At 67.7% G+C, this 16834-nt stretch carries 16 protein-coding genes; 8 read left to right on the forward strand and 8 right to left on the reverse strand.

All coding sequences use genetic code 11. The features are described 5' to 3' along the window. Nucleotides 1-140: 140 nt before the first annotated feature. The 4 genes from ABZU74_RS03650 to ABZU74_RS03665 form a co-directional block, all read right to left on the reverse strand. Nucleotides 141-2357: a cell division protein FtsK gene (locus tag ABZU74_RS03650; RefSeq protein ID WP_355418042.1), complete on the reverse strand. Its 2217-nt coding sequence runs from the start codon at nucleotides 2355-2357 to the stop codon at nucleotides 141-143. Nucleotides 2358-2447: 90 nt separating this feature from the next. After that, nucleotides 2448-3239 carry an ABC transporter permease gene (locus tag ABZU74_RS03655; protein WP_355418044.1) on the reverse strand — a complete coding sequence of 264 codons (792 nt, stop codon included), beginning with the start codon at nucleotides 3237-3239 and terminating at the stop codon, nucleotides 2448-2450. Beyond that, nucleotides 3236-3610 carry an RRQRL motif-containing zinc-binding protein gene (locus ABZU74_RS03660; protein WP_355418047.1) on the reverse strand — a complete coding sequence of 125 codons (375 nt, stop codon included), beginning with the start codon at nucleotides 3608-3610 and terminating at the stop codon, nucleotides 3236-3238. The genes ABZU74_RS03655 and ABZU74_RS03660 overlap by 4 nt, the downstream gene beginning before the upstream one ends. Beyond that, nucleotides 3610-3855 carry a DUF6284 family protein gene (locus ABZU74_RS03665; protein ID WP_355418050.1) on the reverse strand — a complete coding sequence of 82 codons (246 nt, stop codon included), beginning with the start codon at nucleotides 3853-3855 and terminating at the stop codon, nucleotides 3610-3612. The genes ABZU74_RS03660 and ABZU74_RS03665 overlap by 1 nt, the downstream gene beginning before the upstream one ends. A gap of 405 nt (nucleotides 3856-4260) precedes the next feature. On the opposite strand from ABZU74_RS03665, the gene ABZU74_RS03670 reads away from it, so the two are divergent. The 5 genes from ABZU74_RS03670 (at nucleotide 4261) to ABZU74_RS03690 (ending at nucleotide 8866) form a co-directional block, all read left to right on the forward strand. After that, nucleotides 4261-5127 carry a GntR family transcriptional regulator gene (locus ABZU74_RS03670; protein ID WP_355418053.1) on the forward strand — a complete coding sequence of 289 codons (867 nt, stop codon included), beginning with the start codon at nucleotides 4261-4263 and terminating at the stop codon, nucleotides 5125-5127. Beyond that, nucleotides 5124-5837, forward strand: a complete 714-nt coding sequence (locus tag ABZU74_RS03675; RefSeq protein ID WP_355418056.1) for an HAD family phosphatase — start codon at nucleotides 5124-5126, stop codon at nucleotides 5835-5837. The genes ABZU74_RS03670 and ABZU74_RS03675 overlap by 4 nt, the downstream gene beginning before the upstream one ends. 284 nt (nucleotides 5838-6121) lie before the next feature. Then, nucleotides 6122-6613: a DUF4365 domain-containing protein gene (locus ABZU74_RS03680; protein ID WP_355418059.1), complete on the forward strand. Its 492-nt coding sequence runs from the start codon at nucleotides 6122-6124 to the stop codon at nucleotides 6611-6613. After that, nucleotides 6601-7827: a hypothetical protein gene (locus ABZU74_RS03685; protein WP_355418062.1), complete on the forward strand. Its 1227-nt coding sequence runs from the start codon at nucleotides 6601-6603 to the stop codon at nucleotides 7825-7827. The genes ABZU74_RS03680 and ABZU74_RS03685 overlap by 13 nt, the downstream gene beginning before the upstream one ends. A 166-nt stretch (nucleotides 7828-7993) precedes the next feature. Next, a complete protein-coding gene (locus ABZU74_RS03690; RefSeq protein ID WP_355418065.1) occupies nucleotides 7994-8866 on the forward strand; it encodes a hypothetical protein in 873 nt (290 codons plus the stop codon). 346 nt (nucleotides 8867-9212) lie between these two features. On the opposite strand, the gene ABZU74_RS03695 is transcribed toward ABZU74_RS03690, so the two are convergent. Continuing rightward, on the reverse strand, nucleotides 9213-9368 hold the full coding sequence (locus tag ABZU74_RS03695; protein WP_355418067.1) for a hypothetical protein: 156 nt from the start codon (nucleotides 9366-9368) through the stop codon (nucleotides 9213-9215). Nucleotides 9369-9512: 144 nt separating this feature from the next. On the opposite strand from ABZU74_RS03695, the gene ABZU74_RS03700 reads away from it, so the two are divergent. After that, nucleotides 9513-10055 (forward strand): YbhB/YbcL family Raf kinase inhibitor-like protein, encoded by a 543-nt coding sequence (locus tag ABZU74_RS03700; protein WP_355418070.1) that lies wholly within the window; start codon nucleotides 9513-9515, stop codon nucleotides 10053-10055. Nucleotides 10056-10184: 129 nt separating this feature from the next. Here ABZU74_RS03700 and ABZU74_RS03705 read toward each other — a convergent pair whose 3' ends face one another. After that, the gene (locus ABZU74_RS03705) at nucleotides 10185-10895 is read right to left on the reverse strand and encodes a class I SAM-dependent methyltransferase (RefSeq protein ID WP_355418073.1); all 711 of its coding nucleotides are present in this window, start codon (nucleotides 10893-10895) and stop codon (nucleotides 10185-10187) included. Nucleotides 10896-11107: 212 nt separating this feature from the next. Here ABZU74_RS03705 and ABZU74_RS03710 point away from each other — a divergent pair, with 212 nt between their 5' ends. After that, nucleotides 11108-12943 (forward strand): hypothetical protein, encoded by a 1836-nt coding sequence (locus tag ABZU74_RS03710; RefSeq protein ID WP_355418076.1) that lies wholly within the window; start codon nucleotides 11108-11110, stop codon nucleotides 12941-12943. Nucleotides 12944-13004: 61 nt separating this feature from the next. Here ABZU74_RS03710 and ABZU74_RS03715 read toward each other — a convergent pair whose 3' ends face one another. Continuing rightward, nucleotides 13005-13781 (reverse strand): hypothetical protein, encoded by a 777-nt coding sequence (locus tag ABZU74_RS03715; protein ID WP_355418079.1) that lies wholly within the window; start codon nucleotides 13779-13781, stop codon nucleotides 13005-13007. 326 nt (nucleotides 13782-14107) lie between these two features. Between ABZU74_RS03715 and ABZU74_RS03720 the strand changes: the two genes are divergently transcribed. Then, nucleotides 14108-15637, forward strand: a complete 1530-nt coding sequence (locus tag ABZU74_RS03720) for a peptide deformylase (protein ID WP_355418082.1) — start codon at nucleotides 14108-14110, stop codon at nucleotides 15635-15637. A gap of 68 nt (nucleotides 15638-15705) precedes the next feature. Here ABZU74_RS03720 and ABZU74_RS03725 read toward each other — a convergent pair whose 3' ends face one another. After that, the gene (locus tag ABZU74_RS03725) at nucleotides 15706-16821 is read right to left on the reverse strand and encodes a globin domain-containing protein (RefSeq protein ID WP_355418085.1); all 1116 of its coding nucleotides are present in this window, start codon (nucleotides 16819-16821) and stop codon (nucleotides 15706-15708) included. Nucleotides 16822-16834 lie beyond the last annotated feature (13 nt).

Raw genomic sequence — 16834 nt, forward strand, 5'->3', positions numbered from 1 at the left:
GTGCCTCCCGGGCCGGTTTTTGGGTGCACGGGGCCGTGAGCTGCTATCTGCTAGGTCGCAGCTCATGATTCGGATCGGGTGCTAGCGAGGGTGCTAGCGCTAGCAGATCGGGCCGCTAGCGCTAGCACCCTCGCGGCGGGTTAGCCGGCGGACCGCTTCCGGTCACGCTCCGCGATCGCGGCGAGCACGTCGGGGTGCTTGATGCCGCGCCGGGTGGTCGGCTTGCCGTCGATGCGCCGGCCCACGTCGCCGACCTTCACCGCCGGGTGTGGCTTGAGCGCGGTGGTGAGCTGTGCCGCCTCCCACCCGCCGTAGACCTCGGGCCGCAGCTCGGCCAGCAGACCGCACAGCGTCTCGTTCCACACCGCCTTTTCGTCGCCCGGCCAGATCCGCGCCAGGTCGCCGAGCACGTCCGCGACCGGGGCCACCTCGCGGGTCTGCTCGTCCGGCTTGGGCAGCGTCCCGGCCGCCTGCCGCAGGCCGACGGCGCGGCCGACGATCCGGGCGGCGGCGGTGGTGTCTACCTTGTACGACTTGCCCGCAGTCGGCTTGGGGCCGAAGCCGCGCAGGATGCCCCACCCGGCCTCGTCGCCTGGCACGAACACCGTGGCCCGATATCCGTTCTTGTAGGCCGACGTGCCAAGGATCATGTCGTTGGCGGTCTGGTCGGCCACGGAGAGGCAGAAACGGCTGTTGACGTTGCGGGTGATGCCGGTCGGCAGGCTGTCCTTGTCGGGGATCTGCGTCCCGATCAGCAGGATCACGCCGAACGCCCGGCCGAGCTTGATGACCTTTTCCAGGATCTCGCCGGCTTCCTTGCCGTATTTGCTGGTCATCAGCTCTTGCAGCTCATCGAAGTACGCCACGAGCGGGTGAAGCCCGGAGCCCTTGAGGTTGGCCAGCTCGGGGGTGACCTTGTTCTCGGGTGCCTTGCCCAACCTGGCGTAGTGGTCGATGCGCTTGGACCGGCGGCGGCATTCCTCGTACAGCCACTCGATGAAGGCGAAGCATCGGGCGAGCGTGTCGTCGTCGAAGCCGTTGCCGTACTCGGCCATGACCGGCTCCAGGACGGCGAAGTCCCCGACGCCCTTCAACTCGTAACCCCGGATCTCGGCGCGCGGGTCCAGCGACGCGGCCAGCACCAACGTCCGTAGCGCGAACGTCTTCCCCGAGCCGGGCTGACCACCGAACAGCCAGTTGCGGAACATCATCTCCGCGTTGATGGCGTCCAGTCGGGGGGTGGTGGCGAACGGGAACGCCTTGAACAGGTCCACCTTCGCGCCGGTCGACAGCAGCGGCCACGCGGGTTGCGTCATCTGCGACGCCGGTTCGTAGCCGACCCACAGCGCCAGCCGGCCCGTGTGGCCGGGTGCCGGTTCGGGCCACACCTGATCCAGCGGCAGCCGCATCGCCGAGGCCAGCCGGCCGCGCCGGGCGACCACCTCGGCGGCCTCCACCCCATACGGCAGGTCGACCACCGCGAGGTGCCCGGGGCCGTCGCGGTGAATGTCCACCGGGAAGCTGATCGCCTTCGGGTCCTTGGCAACCGCGCTGTTGATCGCGGCCATCTGCAACGAGGTCAACGCCCGCCGCACGAGGTCAGCGGTCAGCTTGCGGTAGCGGGTGCCCTCGGTAACCCGGTCGGTGAGGGGCTTGTCCGCCGGTCGGCCGAGGGTGGCCAGCAGCGGCACCACCACGGCGAGAGCGACCCACCGCCACCACGGCGGGCCAACCGTGAGGACGATCGCCCCGGCGACGGTGGCGCCGGCACCGGCGGCCAGTACCCACCACCGCCACACGCTCTGGCGCTGCCGGCGGGCGTCCAGCTTGAGCCACACGTCCGCCTCACCACGAGTCGCGGCGGCCTGCCGCAGGTGCCAGTTGCCCTCTTCGGCGCTAGCCCAGTGCAATGCCCGACCGAGCCCGCGGAACAGCCCAACCGGTGCCCACACAACGGTTTTCGCCGCGTACTTCGGCAGCCGCACCGCGTGGTACGCGGTCACGTAGCCGGCATCCTTCGATTGGTGCCGGACCGCAGCGCGCAGGCCGCGCCACGAACGCGCCCACTCGGCCAGGATCGGCCGGCGCTCCCGCTGCCGGGCGAGCACCTCCGGCGGGATGTCCTCGGCCGCGTCGACCAACCCGCCGAGGCGCTCCGGGCCGTCGTCGATCGTCTCGGCGTCCTCGGCGGTGTCGTCCTCGGCGGTGGTGTCGGCGTCGGCCGGCGGGCGGGGGCGCGGCACTCGGCGGGCGCGGGCGTCGTCCAGGTCGACCACCTCGGCATCCGGGCCGGTGGTCGGGTCGGTCAGGTCGCTCTCGGCGGCCTGCCAGTCGAAACGGTCATCAGGGGCAGTCATGATGGGGGTTCCTCCAACGGTCGGGAGATCGGTAGGGGGCCGGCGGCGCGGCGCAGGTTGGGAAGCCAGGGGCCGCGCCGCCGGGCGGAACTAGTCGTGAGTGCGGACGAGGTGCGCGAGTGCGGCACCCATGCCGAGCACCGCGACCGGGAGGCAGGCCACGGCGGTGGTGATCCACCAGGGGGCCGAGGTCACTCCGGCGGCCTCCAACAGGTGGTAGGCGACCTGCCCGAGCGCGCCGATGGCGAGGGAACCGAGGGCGGACCACTTGGCGAACCGGCGTGCCCGCTCGGGCACCCGACCGGACAGCCACACGTAGAGCGCGTACGCGCCGTACGTCTCCACCCCGATCGGCAGCGTGATCGCGCTGTTGATGGAGAAGCTGTCCCAGATCCCGGGGAGCGGGTGCACGATGCCGAACCCGGTGAGTCCGCCGAGGCCAACCCACCCGGACCAGATCGCGACGAACGCGGGCAAGGCCAGGAGCACCACCGGCCACACCACCGCCGACCGGACCGGCGCGGGCGGGGCGGGCGTGTCCGGGCGACTGACCGGCGCGACCTCGGCCGGCGGCGTCGGCGGCGTGATCTCCGGGGCGGGCGTCGGGTCCGGTACGACCGGCGGCGCGGCCTCGGGTGCGGCCGGCTCGGGTGCCGGTTCCGGGGTGGCCGCCTCGGCGGCGTCGGCCGTCGGCGCGGCAGGCTCGGCCTTGAGCAGCGCGAGCAGTTCGCCGGCCTTCGGTGCCCCGATGCGGAACTCCCGCATGAGCCGGTTCCGCGACGGGAACACCTCGCCGTCGGGCAGGTCCAACGCGCGGGCGGCGGGCAACAGGTCCTCGATCGGTTGGGGGTAGCGGGTGCCGTTGATGGTCGGGGCGGTCATGCTGCGTCCTCCTGGGGGAAGGCGCACGCGAGGCATTCGCCCAGCGAGCGCGGGATGAAGTACGGCCGCACCGTGTGGCAGGTCGAGCAGGTGCGGCGGGCCGTGAGGGCTTTGCCGATGGCGGCGCGCTGCGCGGGGGTCGCGGTGCGCTTCGGGGCAGCCAGGTCGAGCCGGTAGAGGTAGGCGGTGCGGGTGCCGCCGATGCCGCGCCAGAGCACCTGAGCGGCGATCGGCTGACCACCGGGGCGCAGGCCGGCGGCGGTCAGTTGGCGGCGGGTGGCGTAGCCGGGCGGGGCACCCTTCCACCAGTAGGTAGGGATGCCGTACCGCGCCCCGTCCGGATCGAAGTAGGCGGCACGGATGCGCGACATCAGGCCGCGCGGCGCGGGTCGGTACGGGTAGCGGTGTCGGTCGCGGCGCGTGTCACTCGGGCCTCGGCCCGGCGCACCCGACGCCAGTCCAGCTCGGTCGGGCCGCCGTGGTCCTCGGCGTAGAGCAGCGTGATCTCGGCGTCCAACAGGTCCAGCTCGGCCGCGATCAGCGGCCACTCCGAGTCGATCGCGGCGAGGTCGGCGGCGGTCGGCTCGGCGGCGACGGGGGCGAGGTACGTACGCACGGGGGAACCTCCGGTGGAGTTAATGAAGTGGGGGAAAGCCCGGGGTTCGACCAGACCGGCCGCACCCCGGGGCGAACAGGAACAAGAGGCAGAAGCAACCGCGCGCCAGACCCGGCCCGCTCGCCCCGCTCGCCCGGGATCTACCGGGGTCGGCCACCGTGTGGCTCAAGGCGGGGATGCCGCAGACGGATCTACGCGGCGCTTCTGCTGTGAAGTTCTCAATGAACGACCACACGACCGGCCCGTGAGCGCGCAGCGCAAAGCGCCACCTTCTCCGGCTTCCGCTCGGCTTGGCGTGCCTGGCTAGCCAGGTCCAACGAGATGAACGTAGGCCGGCTTGGCTAGTCAGGTCAAGAGGGCGCGGCGAACTTTCCTGACTTGGCTAGTCAGCGCTACCGTGAACGGGTGAGCGAGAACCTTGACTTCCTCGGCGAGCTGGACCCCGATGACCCCAAACAGGCCTCGCAGCAGATCGCAAACAAGCTGCGGGCGGCCATCCTCACGCGCCGACTCGCGCCCGGCGACAAGCTGCCGTCACAGCCCGACCTGGCCACCCGCTACGGCGTGGCGCGAGAGACGGTCAAACGAGCCTTAGACCTGCTACGGGCCGAGCGGCTGATCGTGTCGCGGCAGGGCAGCGGCGCGTTCGTTCGCGCGCAGACACAACGAGCGGTTGAGCTGCGACCGCACATCGAAGCCTCATTCGACCGACCCCACGTCACCATCGACTTCGCCGGATTCTCCGGTGAGACGCTTCGCGACGCGCTCGCTGAAGCACTCGACAAGGTGCGCGTCGGCCGGCTTGCGCCGGAGACGATCGCGGTGCGGGTCCTGATCTCCGACATGGCTGTGCCGATGGCGCTGCCGTCGCGGGCCGAGACGCAGGCAGACGACCCAGCAGTACGCGAACGCGCGGAGCGGATCACCCGGCGGGCCGCAGACGGAATCATCGATCAGGTCGGCGAGCTGGGCGACCTCGGGCTGATCCGGTCGGCCACCGTTGATGTGCGACTGCATCGGGCATCTCCGCTGTTCAAGCTCTACATCTTGAACGGCGAAGAGGTCTTCTATGGCTTCTACCCGGTTGTTGAGCGCACCGTCTCGATCAAGGGTGAACCGATGGCGATCTACGACCTGATGGGCAAGGACGTGCCGCTGTTCCACTACGCGGTGACCGACGACGACGCCTCGCACGGCACGCAGTTCGTGGAGGCGTCCCGCCAGTGGTTCGACTCGGTGTGGTCGACCATCGCCTACCGGTACGACGGATGAGCGCGGAACTTGGTCGACTGCTCCGCGAGGTCGGCGCGGTGCTGTTCGACTTCGACGGGCCGGTGTGCAGCATCTTCGCCGGCTACCCAGCGCCGCAGGCGGCAGCGGAGCTAGTCGACGTGCTGCGGCGACGCGGCATCGACGTGCCGCCGGACCTCGCCAGCGAGGCGGACCCGCTCGAAGTGCTGCGCCGCACCGGAGCGGCGGGGGACTACGGCGTTACTCGCGCGGTAGAGGATGCGCTTTGCGCGGCCGAGCGTCGGGCCGTCGAAACTGCCGAGCCAACGCCGTACGGCCGGGAAGCCATCGTGGCTGCCCGGCAGGCCGGAATGCAGGTGGCGGCAGTCAGCAACAACTCGGCAGGTGCGTTGACCGCCTACCTCGCGGCGCACCGGCTCACAGGGCACGTGTCGCCGGTGGTCGGCCGGGCCTATGCCGAGCCGACCCGCATGAAGCCCAACCCGGAGCCGATTCTGAGAGCCGTGCGTGCCGTAAGTCTGCCGGCGAACCGTTGCGTGTTGGTCGGTGACTCGCTGACGGATGTCGAGGGGGCGCGCGCGGCCGGCATACGTTCGATTGGCTACGCGAATCGAGAGCCGAAGGTACGAGCTCTTCGGGCAGCGGGCGCCGACGTGGTCATTACGAGCATGGGAGAACTAGCTCGTTCCCTCGTCGCTCTCGACAGCCACGGCGACAGCGCGGAGAGATAGCGACGCGTGTCGGATGGCGCGGCGTCGGCCGTAAGGCTGAGACACCTGGCCGAAAATTGCTTAACGCCCCTTATAAGTGTCGGATTAGCGACAATGTCTTCCGCTGACGACTTATAGTGCCGTATATAGCGGGTTTTTGGTTCCGGATCTAGCTCCACCTGCCTACTTTCGTTAGTATCTGAACACTATGCGTCAGGGGCGGGGGGCGAATGGCATCGGCGATAGCAACCGGCGGATCACTTTCACGTATCGAAGCTGTGGACGGGCGGACGCTCACGAGCTGCATGGAGCAGCTACAGCAGGCGTACGTCATGAGTGTTGCCTCTACCGCTGGATGTGGTGTCACCAATATCGAGCGGGATACGTATGGCGTGGATCTGGAAATCGTGCGCTCATTCCCTGCCCCGCGTGAGGAAGTCTCGGTTAAGGCGCAACTGAAGAGTACTACGCAAATTAGCCCCAGTCCGGATAGGGACTATTTTAGCTATCAGTTCACAAAACGCGAGTATATGCAGCGGCTCACGACCGCAAGGCGTTGGAGCAAATACATACTAATCGTAATGTCGGTCAACCGCTTTCAGACGCAGTGGACTGATTGCTCACACGATTTTTTGCGACTGCGACACTGTTGCTACTGGATCTGCCTGGAAGGCAGGGATGTTCCCTCGGCAGATAGGCCGAGCATCCAAATACCTACCAAAAATGTATTCGATGCCAGAGCACTTGTAGAAATCCTCGACAAGGTCGATCGAGGTGAGAGCTTGTGCGAGAGTTAGATTCTGGTCTGCAAGTAGTTGATCCGGCGAAGCTGACTGTTCTGCTAGAAGAGACGGGTTGGCACCTCGTCGGTGGTCGCCGTAATGCCTACAACCGGCTCGCCCCGCCCGCTGATCCTGACGGCAGAGACTTTTCGCTAGTAATTCCGCTGGACAGAGAAGCGCCGGAATTTGCCGAAATGATGGCAGCGGCGGTCCGCAAGATTTCTGCCCGTGATGGGCAGGAATGGAGCGCTCGGCTACTTCCACGGCTAATTGCAACCGAAACTGATGAATTCAGATTCCGTAGAGAGACCTCCCTGCCGTCCGGCCTGATCAAGTGGCGCGATGGGGAGAGCCTCATTCAGGCCGCTCGCGCCACCCTGACTGCTGGTGCGAAGGCTGCCGTTAGTAAAGCCCGACGGTTCGGCAATCGCCATGGGCAGTTCGCCAACAGGTATCTTGACCATATCCTTATGGGTCAAACCGCTCCTGGGAGCTACGTAGTTACTGCCTACGCGCTTTCCGAAGAGCCGATTACGCTCCATCAAACATCGAATCAAACACTCGGGATCCCCGGTGTTGACTTCATGGAAAGCCGAGAGATCTCCAGATCAGTCACAAACGCGCTGGGTGCGGCCGCTGAGGCGCTGGCCCACTTCCATGCGAACCAATCGTTGGCCGGTTTTGATGCGGGGGTTACACAGGGGATCTCTTACGAATTAACAAGTGCTCTGGCAGCACTGACTGAGGATGCGGATGAAGCCGAGGTCTTCATCGAGTGGCATCCGTCAGGTGAGCAGGAGCGAGCTGTTTCAGAGCGGTTTGACTATAGTCGCAGGGATTCGGACGCCTTCCAGAGGGCGGCTACTCGATTAGTACTGACCGAGCCGCAGCCAAGGACGACTGTGGTTGGAAGAGTCCACCTGCTAACCAAGAAGGAAGCAGGTCAGCCGGGGGTCATTGGGATAGTCTCGGCCGGGACCGCAAAGCCACGTCGGGTGCGCGCACATCTCGTTGACGCTGCTGATTATCACCTAGCAGTGCGGGCGCACGAAGAGGACTTGATGATCGAGGTAGTTGGTGACCTTGAGCGCGAAGGAACTCTGAACTGGCTGTACGGCGCACATATCGAAGCCACGCATGGATCTGCCACCGAACCCTTACCTTCGGCCTCTGACGCGCACGAGCTAGAGGTGCGGCGGTTGTGGGAGCGGACTGCGGAGTCGGGGTAGGCGGCGGCCAGTGGCGTGAGCAGGCATGCGAGGCCGCAGAGCCGCGAAGCTGGGTCTTGGCGCTACCGCCGATGCCAATGATTATAAGTTGGGACATACGCCTGTGAGGCGTAATGCCATGGTTGCACCTCTTACTCCCACTGCTCCTGGTGTGCAAGTATGTGCCATGTCGTCGGAACCGCCAGTTCCCACCGAGGAACAGATTCTCAGCGCGCTCGAACGCACGGGCTATATCTTCGAGCAGCGCGTGGCCACTCTCTTAGGACCAGGCGTCTCTACCGGATGGGCCTTCAAGGATCAGGACTCAGGGGCGAGTCGTGAGCTAGATATCCATATGTCTGGTCAGGTCGTTGGTAGAGCACCTTCCGGTACTGTCAGCATCGATTGGACGATTCTTGGCGAGTGTAAGAGCTACCAATGGCCGTGGATCGCCCTGACCAAATCATGGGAGGATGGGTGGACCGGATGGGACGGACGGAACTCCACCGACATCTTACTAAGTCCGGCAGCAAGAATGGACCTCAACCCGAACAGGTTCACGGCTTACGACAATCCTGATTCATTCTTCGGTCGCTACCGTGCGGCGAGGTACAGGAGTCCTCGGGCCGTCCAGTTGGTCAAACTGAATAAGAAGAGCGGAGGGTGGGAGGCGCATTCCGGAGACATTTTTAACGATCTCACGTATCCTCTCGCTAAAGCTGTCTCCTTTTTGCGTGAACAGTTCGACAGGATTCATGGCGATTTTGACAGGGACCCATTCCCACGTGCCCTCAAGCTCATCTTTCCAGTGATCTTCGTGTCCTCGCCCATGTATACCGTCTCCTTCCCGTTAGGCAAGCCGCGCGTAAATCCCACGAAGCAAATAGTCCTTGAAAGGCGACTTTCGTCGGCGTCGGTGACGGGCGACTTTCGCTTCGACGTGGTGCATATCGACGGCATCGAAGCCTGGTATGAGCACACCGTCCTGCAAACCGTGCGCCATGTAGTGAAACAGGCGGGTATGGAGGGGTCCGCCGGACTCATCAGCAGGGGCGACTAGGACCGCTGAGCAAGTCGAAGGAGTTGAATGGCGTGGGCCGGCGTCCCTCGTTGCGTAGCCGGGACCTGGCGCCCCAACCCATCGCCTTGACGTGCGGCGGCAAATGAGCGGCAGGGCCTACGGGCAACACGCCGAACCTCCTGGTCGTAGCGCTGCGGCGGCTGGTCTTGAAAACCGGTAAGGCAGCGATGTCTTCGTGGGTTCGAATCCCACACCCTCCGCCACCTTGATCCACTCGACTTCCCGAAAGTCGGGGTGTTCGGGCCACGCGGATGCCGCGATTTCCTGAATGCCGAGTGGATCTGGTGCGGGTGAGTGGCGCCGGTCCGGTGCGCCGCGTCCCCGGTCACTCCGGCGGGTCGGTAGCCTGCCGCTCCCGGCGGATCGTCTCCTCGGCCAGTAGCTCGACCGCGCGTCGGCGTTCGTCGGCGATGGCTCGCTCGTCCCGGCGGCGGAACGCGGTGAAGACGGCTACCACGAAGTCCCGCCAGATGCCGGCCACGGTGTTCCCCCTGCGGAACGTTGCCCGAACTCAAACGTAGCTCCGCGAAACCACAGTCGGTCAGCGCGTGCTTCCGGTCGTCGGGAGGGCCGTGGCGGGGTAAGAAGGGGCTGGTATCTCCGCACATCGGAAGGACGCGTCCCCATGACCCTGGAACGACCGATCGCCCCGGACCCGTACGAGCTGCTGCCGACGCTGCCCTCGTTCACTCTGACGAGCGACGACGTGCAGAACGGCGAGCCGATGGACGCCCGGCACGCGCATGGCAGCACCGGGGGCGACAACGTCTCGCCGCAGCTGACCTGGTCGGACTTCCCCGCCGAGACGAAGAGCTTCGCGGTGACCTGCTACGACCCGGACGCGCCGACCGGCAGCGGTTTCTGGCACTGGGTGCTGGTGAACGTGCCGGTCAGCGTGACCCAGTTGCCCACCGGCGCCGGCGGCGCGGCGGGCACCGACCTCGGCGGGGCGTTCTCGGTCCGCAACGACTACGGCGATCAGGGGTACGGCGGGGCGGCTCCGCCGCCCGGTGACCGCCCGCACCGGTACGTCTTCGCGGTGCACGCCCTGGACGTCGACCGCCTGGACCTGACCCCGGACGCCACCCCCGCCTACGTCGGCTTCAACCTGACGTTCCACACCCTGGCGAGAGCGGTGATCCGCCCCACGTACCAGATCAAGGAGTAACCCCGCCCCCAGCTCCCGCGGTCTGCCCTGCCGAGTCGATCATGGAGTTGTGGTGGGTGACATAGCGCCTGCCATGTCGTAAAACAGGCACCACAACTCCATGATCAACGGAGGTGACGGCGGCCCGGGTCAGGCTGGGACGCGGGCTACGGCGAAGACGGACTGGCCGAAGGGTGGGAGGACCAACTGCTCGGCGGCCTTGGTGGCGGGCAGGACGAGGGTGTCGTACACCTTGACCATCGGGCCCTCCTTCGGCATCAGCCGGAAGACCTTGGTGGCCATGAAGTAGCCGATCAGCCCGAGCGCGTTCGCGTAGTGGATCTTCTCGATGGTCAGGCCGGCCTCGGTCATCGCCGCCCCGAGCGTCTTCTTCGTGTAGCGACGGACGTGCCCGGTGGCGATGTCGGCAGGGCCCATCGCGAACTGGAACGCCGGCACGATGATGATCACGGCACCGCCGGGTCGGACCAGGTCGCGCATGCTCTGGAGCGCGCCAACGTGGTCCTCGATGTGCTCCAGCACGTTGTACGAGACGGCGGCGCTGTAGTCGCCGCGGTCGTTGTGCGGCAGCAGCATCTGCCGGACGTCGATGTTCGGGCGGTCGGCGAGGCGCTCCTTGAGCTGCACCAGCCGGTCCGGGTCGGCCTCGGTGGCGGTGAACCGGGGCAACCGCTCGGACCATTCCAGCGCGTAGTCACCGAGGCCGCTGCCGATCTCGATCGGGTCGTCGCCGAGGTACGGCACGGCCAGTTCGATGAACCAGCGACGGTGGTTGACAGCGGTTGCCAGGCCTTCCAGGACCTCGGACTGCACGCGCTGATCCCCAGTGATTTCTGCCATGCGTCGATTCCTCACGATATGAACTCGACCGGTGCCTGGACCGACAGAGTCAATCATCCGCTGGGACGGCGAAAGAATCGAGGCATCGGGGTGGCCGAATTGTGGTCGGGGGGTGGGTTCGTGATCGGCGGTCGGCGAACCCGGCACATAGTACGGCAGTACCCCGAAACATGTCACGGCGGTGCCATGCGCTGACTACCCTATGAATTGTCATGACTACTCCTGAACCGGACGTGCCCAGCGGCAGCGGCGGCCCGGCCGCCGCTTCGCCGGCGGAGGGGACCTCCGATGCCGTGCGGCCTTCCCGGAGGGAGAAGTGGGCCGATCTGGCCGCCGTGCTGAGTTTCGTGGTGCTCGGCTTCTGGGTAACCGGCCGACTCTGGCTGGACCCGAGCAGTGATGTGCGGGACAACCAGTCCGATCAGTCGCAGTTCGAATGGATGATGGCCCACGGAGCGCGAGTAGTCACGCACTTTGCGTATCCATTCCATTCCAATCAGATGAACGTCCCCGACGGCGTGAATCTGATGGCCAATACGTCCGTATTATCCATTTCATTGCCATTGACGCCGGTCACCCTGTTGTTCGGGCCTCGGGCGTCATTTCTGCTCTTCCTGACCGCCGGCCTGATTGCCACCGCCACTGCCTGGTACTTCGTGCTCTCCCGGGTCCTGATCGGCAGCCGGGGGCCGGCCTGGCTGGGCGCGGGCTTCTGCGCGTTCGCGCCGGCCATGGTGTCGCACGCCAATGGGCACCCGAACATCGTGTCGCAGTTCGTCGTCCCGTTGATCATCTGGCGCACGCTACGACTCGGCGAACCGGGCCGCTGGCTGCGCAACGGGGTCCTGCTCGCGCTGGTCATCGTCTGGCAGGCGTTCCTCAACCTGGAGATCCTGTTGATGACCGCGATCGGTCTCGGCGTGGTCATCGCCGTGCTCGCCCTCGGTCGCGCGGATCTGCGGTCGCGGGCCCGACCCTTCCTCGCCGGCCTGGCCGTCGCCGCCGGCATCGCCGGACTCCTGCTGGCGTACCCCCTGTACGTCCAGTTCTTCGGACCGGACGCGTACTCCGGGCTGTCCCGCCTGATCCGCGGCTACTCCAGCGACCTGGCCTCGTTCGTCGCGTACTCCAGGGAATCACTCGCCGGTAGCGCGCGCACCGCCGCGGGTCTGGCCAAGAACCCGACCGAGGAGAACAGCTTCTTCGGTTGGAGCCTGCTGGTGCTGGTGATCGCCCTGGTCTGGTGGCTGCGCCGCTCGATCGTGGTGCTCGCCCTGGCCGCGCTCGGGTTGCTCTTCGCGGTGCTCTCGCTGGGCCGGGAGGTCCGCCTGGACAACCGGGATACGGGTGTGCCGGGCCCCTGGGCGGCGCTGGAGAACCTGCCTATCCTGCACTCGGTGGTGCCGACGCGCTGGGCGCTGGCGATCACCCCGATCATCGGGCTCCTGCTCGCCTACGGCGCCGAACGTGCCCGCGAGTTGGCCGGCGCACACCCGGCCGCCAGGGGCCAGGTCCGCTTCGTCACCGCCACCATGCTCACGATGGCCCTGCTGCCGATCGTCCCCACCCCGCTACCCGTGGCCCGCCTCGACCCGGTCCCCACCTTCGTGACCAGTGGGGCGTGGCGGCCCTACGTGACAGGTGGGCGCAGTGTGGTGACCCTGCCGTTGCCGGACACCACGTACGCGGAGCCGCTGCGCTGGTCGGCGACGACCCGGCTGGACATGCCGCTGGCGCGTGGTTACTTCCTCGGCCCGGACACCCGCCCGAACGCCGACCCGCCGAAGGTTGCGCTGTTCGGTGCGGTTCCCCGCCCCACCAGCAGTTTCTTCGCCACCATCCGGCGCACCGGCGCGGTGCCGCCGATCACCCCGCAGAGCCGGGTCCAAGCGGTCGACGACCTGCGTTACTGGCGGGCGGGGGTGGTCATCCTCGGGCCACACGAGCACGAGGCCGCGCTGCGTCGGGGGATGACCGAGCTGACCGGGATCCAACCGGTCTTCACCGGCGGCGTGTGGGTGTGGGACGTCCGGTCGTTCACCGACTGACCCGTGCGGCGGCGGTGTCGCCGACGGGCTGACCCCGGGGCCACCACCACCCAGCTGCGGCCTAGCGGACGCAGCAGCCCTGGCAGACCTTCGGTCGGGGCAGGGTGAAGGCGAGGCAGCAGGTGCGGCGCTGCACGGTCGGCTCACCGGTAGGCCCGGGCACCAACTCGATCAGGTCGGCCAGGTCGAGGGCGCCGAGCACTGTGTCGATGCTCTGCACCGTGGAACCGGGAAGACCGTCCGCGGCCCGCAGGATGCCGTGCGCGATGCCGGAGGCGACCGAGCCGAGCAGGGTCCGGGTGCCCACCCGGACCTCGGACTGGATCGCCGTGATGAGCGGCATCAGGTGGGCGTCGAGCAGCGACGCGCGCAGTGCGGCCAGCAGCTCCGCCTCGTCGGCGACGACCCGTACCTCGGGCAGGCCGGCGAGCGCCAGCGGATCGTTCGGCAGCACCGCGACTGTGGTGCCCCGGCGCAGGCCCATGGTGAGCAGCTGCCGATGGTCCTCGAAGTGGATCAGCAGGTCGGCCGGATCGAGCAGCGGCACCCGGCGGGCGGAGGCCCAGCCGAGCACGACCGGCAGTGCGGCCCAGTAGCTGTACGACTTCCAGGCCAGCGCAGCGCAGGCGTGCGGGGTGCCGCCCCAGCGGACGGCTGCGCCGTTCAGGAGCTCCGGCAGCCGGCTGCCGTCGATCAGGGTGGTGGCGGGCGCCCAGCCGAGCTCGTCGTCGACCAGCAGGCCCCGGGCGAGGCCGGGGAGGTCGTCGGTGCCGAACATGGCGCGGAGCGCTGCGGTGACCGGAGCGAGTGGCGTGGTGGCGGCCTCCCGCCTCGGCATCACCGCTGTCACCTGAGTCGTCCCCTGTCTGTGTGACCGAGGAGTGCGCCCCGGCGGACGAACCAGTGCCGTCCTGAGCTAAGGCTAGCCTAACCAGACCCCCGGTCGTAAGGGAAGCCTCACCTTGGTCACATCCCAGAGGCCCAGGTCACTCCGCATCCGAGGGGAGTAGTGCTTCGCGTACTACCCGGAGTCAGGGCTGGGAAACGCGGCGACACAATCGATGGTCATCGGTGAATTGTCAAGCGGTGTGTCGAAAACATGCCACATGCGTGTGCGCTCGGGCACAGAACGTGAAACTTATATCCCCGGCCCCGAGGAAGCACATGACGACCTCACCCCTCGAACGGGCTGCCGACTCCTTCGCGGCCGAGCTCGCCCGGCAACGGACCGGGCGCGGGCTGTCCAAGAAGCAGCTGGCCGTCCTGATGGGGTTCGACCCGTCCTACGTGAGCCACGTAGAGGGGCGCCGGCACCGCCCAACCGAAGACTTCGCCCGCCGCGCAGAGGCCGTCCTGGAAGCCAGCGGCGCGATCTGGCAGCGCTTCCGGGAGTACGACGACCTACGGCACTCCCGGACGGGTCAGCCGCAGCGCGAGTCGCACCTGCCGGGACAGTGGCTGCCGCCCGGCACCGGCCTGGTCGTGGAACGGGAGCTGGCCACCCTCACCCACGCCGACGACGGCTACCGGTGCGTCATCCACCGTGAGCTGTACAACGCCGGCACCGAGCCGGTCACCCGCTACCTGGTCCGGGTCGCCGTCGACCGCTACCCGAACGACCCCGGCCGATCCAACCGGCACCACCGGGAGCACCCTCTCACCTTCGCCGAGCTGCAGATCCAGGCCCACCGAGACGACGGCGGCGGCGACCCGGAGCCGATGCACTGGCGAGCCAAACACGACCGGGACGCGTTCAAGGAGATCTGGCTGCTCTTCGAGAACGAGGAGCGGCGCTTTCCCCTCTACCCGGGCGACCGGGCCACCATCGAGTACGCCTACAGCGTCGGGGCCGAGAAGTGGGGCCCCTGGTTCCAGCGAGCCGTCCGACTGCCCACCCGGCAGCTCGCCGTACGCCTGGATCTGCCCGCGGCGCTCGACCCGCAGGTCTGGGGCGTGGAGACCTCGCTCAGCGCGGAGGAGGGCCCGCTGCGGACGGCGCCGCAGCGGCACGACGAGGGCGACCGGGCGATCTACGACTGGCAGACCGACGACCCGCCCTTGAACGCCCGGTACCGGATGCAGTGGCGGTTCCGCGCCCGCCCGGACAACGAACCGGACATCGGCCCCGGCGCTTCCCGGGTCCGACCCAGTGACCGGATGCGCGGCCTCGGCATCGTGCAACGCGGGGACGACCTGCTCCGTCAGCGAGCGCGCCCGTTCGACCTGCCCGCTGAGGAACACGTCGCCCGGGACGTGGTCGACCGGCTCACCATGGCCCTGGCCCGGCTCGACGAGCTGCACCCGTTCAGCAAGGGGGTGGGTGTCGCCGCGCCTCAGTTCGGCATCGGCCGCGCGGCGGCCGTGGTGCGACCCCCCGACCGGTCGGCGGAACCGGTTGTACTGCTCAACCCCCGGGTGGTCGACGCCGACCTGGAGACCGACGAGCAGTACGAGGGTTGCCTCTCCTTCTTCGACCACCGAGGTCTGGTGCCCCGGCCGCTGCGACTGGACGTGGAGCACGCCCAGTGGGACGGCAGCCGAATCATCACGTCGTTCGAGTTCGGCATGGCCCGGTTGGTCGCACACGAGATCGACCACCTGGAGGGCAGCCTCTACGTCGACCGGATGGCACCCGGCGTGCCGTTGGTGCCAGTGGAGGAATACCGCGAGACAGGGCACCCCTGGCGCTACTGACCAGGAAGGGGCCGGGGCGCGTGCCCCAGGGGGCAGAGGCACGCGCCCCGGCGTGGGGGGAGGAACGTCTAGAGGTCACCGAAGGTGTCGTAGCGGATGTGCGGCGGCGGCACGTCGTCCGCGGCGAGCACCCGCAGGGTGGACCGGACCATCCGGGCCGCGCCGGAGACGTAGCAGTCGTGCGTGGTCCACGGGCCGTACCGGGCCACCACTTCCGTGATCTCGCCCTGCTCGCCGTCGAAGTCCGGGTCCTCACTGCACGCCGGGGTGACCGACAACCACGGGTGTACGGCCACCAGCTCCTGCAACCCGGCAAGGCCGTACAGGTCGGCCGCCTGCCGGGCACCGTAGAAGACGTGCACCCACCGGGTCCGGTTGAAGGTGGTCAACTCCTCCACCAGCGCCTTGATCGGCGCCAGCCCGACGCCGCCGGCCACGCAGAGGATGTCCCGTTCCGAGGTGCGATCCACTGTCATCGACCCCATCGGCGCCGCCAGGCGGAGCAGGTCACCGGGCCGTACCCGACGCACCAGCGCGCCGGACACCCAGCCCGCCCCCGGAGACCGGACGTGGAACTCCAGCACGTTGTCGTCGTTCGGGGCGTTCGCCACCGAGTAGTTGCGCCACACCCGGGGGTGGTAGCGCGGCACCTCCAGGCTCACGTACTGCCCCGCCTGCCAGCGCATCGGATGCTGCAGGGCTCGGCAGGTCAGCACGGCGGTGTCCGGGCCGTGCCGCTCGTGGGTCAGCACCTCCGCGTGCCAGAACGGCGGGTCGTCGTCGGAGGCGGCGCCGGCCACCATCAGGGCGGCGATCGCCGCGTACGCCTCTCGCCACGCCTGGTCGTACTCCAGGTTCCAGCCGTCGCCGGCGGTGCTGCGCAGCGCGTCCAGCAGTGCGACGCCCATCGTGGCGTAATGCTGCTCGTCGACGTGGTACTTACGGTGGTCGCGGCCCAGCGCCCGGAGGAACTCGTCGAAGCTCTCCGGGTCGTCGACCGTGTGGATCGCCGTGATGATCGCTTCGAGCAGGCGGTCGCCCTGACCGCTCATCTGCACCGGGAAGAGTTGCCGCAGGGCGGGGTCGAGCAGGAACAGCCGGGCGTAGAAGTGACCGCTCAGCCGGACCCGATCCTCCTCGACCAGGGTCCAGCTCTCCTTCAGCAACCGTGCGAGGTCGTCCACGGGGGCTCCTTCT

The sequence above is a fragment of the Micromonospora sp. NPDC005171 genome, assembly GCF_040608575.1.
In the GTDB taxonomy this organism is placed as follows: domain Bacteria; phylum Actinomycetota; class Actinomycetes; order Mycobacteriales; family Micromonosporaceae; genus Micromonospora.

What these genes read in the sequence shown, in the direction of transcription:
- ABZU74_RS03650 (WP_355418042.1), bottom strand. Translation starts at nt 2,357, where the DNA reads ATGACTGCCCCTGATGACCGTTTCGACTGGCAGGCCGCCGAGAGCGAC.
- ABZU74_RS03655 (WP_355418044.1), bottom strand. Translation starts at nt 3,239, where the DNA reads ATGACCGCCCCGACCATCAACGGCACCCGCTACCCCCAACCGATCGAG.
- ABZU74_RS03660 (WP_355418047.1), bottom strand. Translation starts at nt 3,610, where the DNA reads ATGTCGCGCATCCGTGCCGCCTACTTCGATCCGGACGGGGCGCGGTAC.
- ABZU74_RS03675 (WP_355418056.1), top strand. Translation starts at nt 5,124, where the DNA reads ATGAGCGCGGAACTTGGTCGACTGCTCCGCGAGGTCGGCGCGGTGCTG.
- ABZU74_RS03680 (WP_355418059.1), top strand. Translation starts at nt 6,122, where the DNA reads ATGGAGCAGCTACAGCAGGCGTACGTCATGAGTGTTGCCTCTACCGCT.
- ABZU74_RS03690 (WP_355418065.1), top strand. Translation starts at nt 7,994, where the DNA reads ATGTCGTCGGAACCGCCAGTTCCCACCGAGGAACAGATTCTCAGCGCG.
- ABZU74_RS03700 (WP_355418070.1), top strand. Translation starts at nt 9,513, where the DNA reads ATGACCCTGGAACGACCGATCGCCCCGGACCCGTACGAGCTGCTGCCG.
- ABZU74_RS03705 (WP_355418073.1), bottom strand. Translation starts at nt 10,895, where the DNA reads ATGGCAGAAATCACTGGGGATCAGCGCGTGCAGTCCGAGGTCCTGGAA.
- ABZU74_RS03710 (WP_355418076.1), top strand. Translation starts at nt 11,108, where the DNA reads ATGACTACTCCTGAACCGGACGTGCCCAGCGGCAGCGGCGGCCCGGCC.
- ABZU74_RS03715 (WP_355418079.1), bottom strand. Translation starts at nt 13,781, where the DNA reads ATGCCGAGGCGGGAGGCCGCCACCACGCCACTCGCTCCGGTCACCGCA.
- ABZU74_RS03720 (WP_355418082.1), top strand. Translation starts at nt 14,108, where the DNA reads ATGACGACCTCACCCCTCGAACGGGCTGCCGACTCCTTCGCGGCCGAG.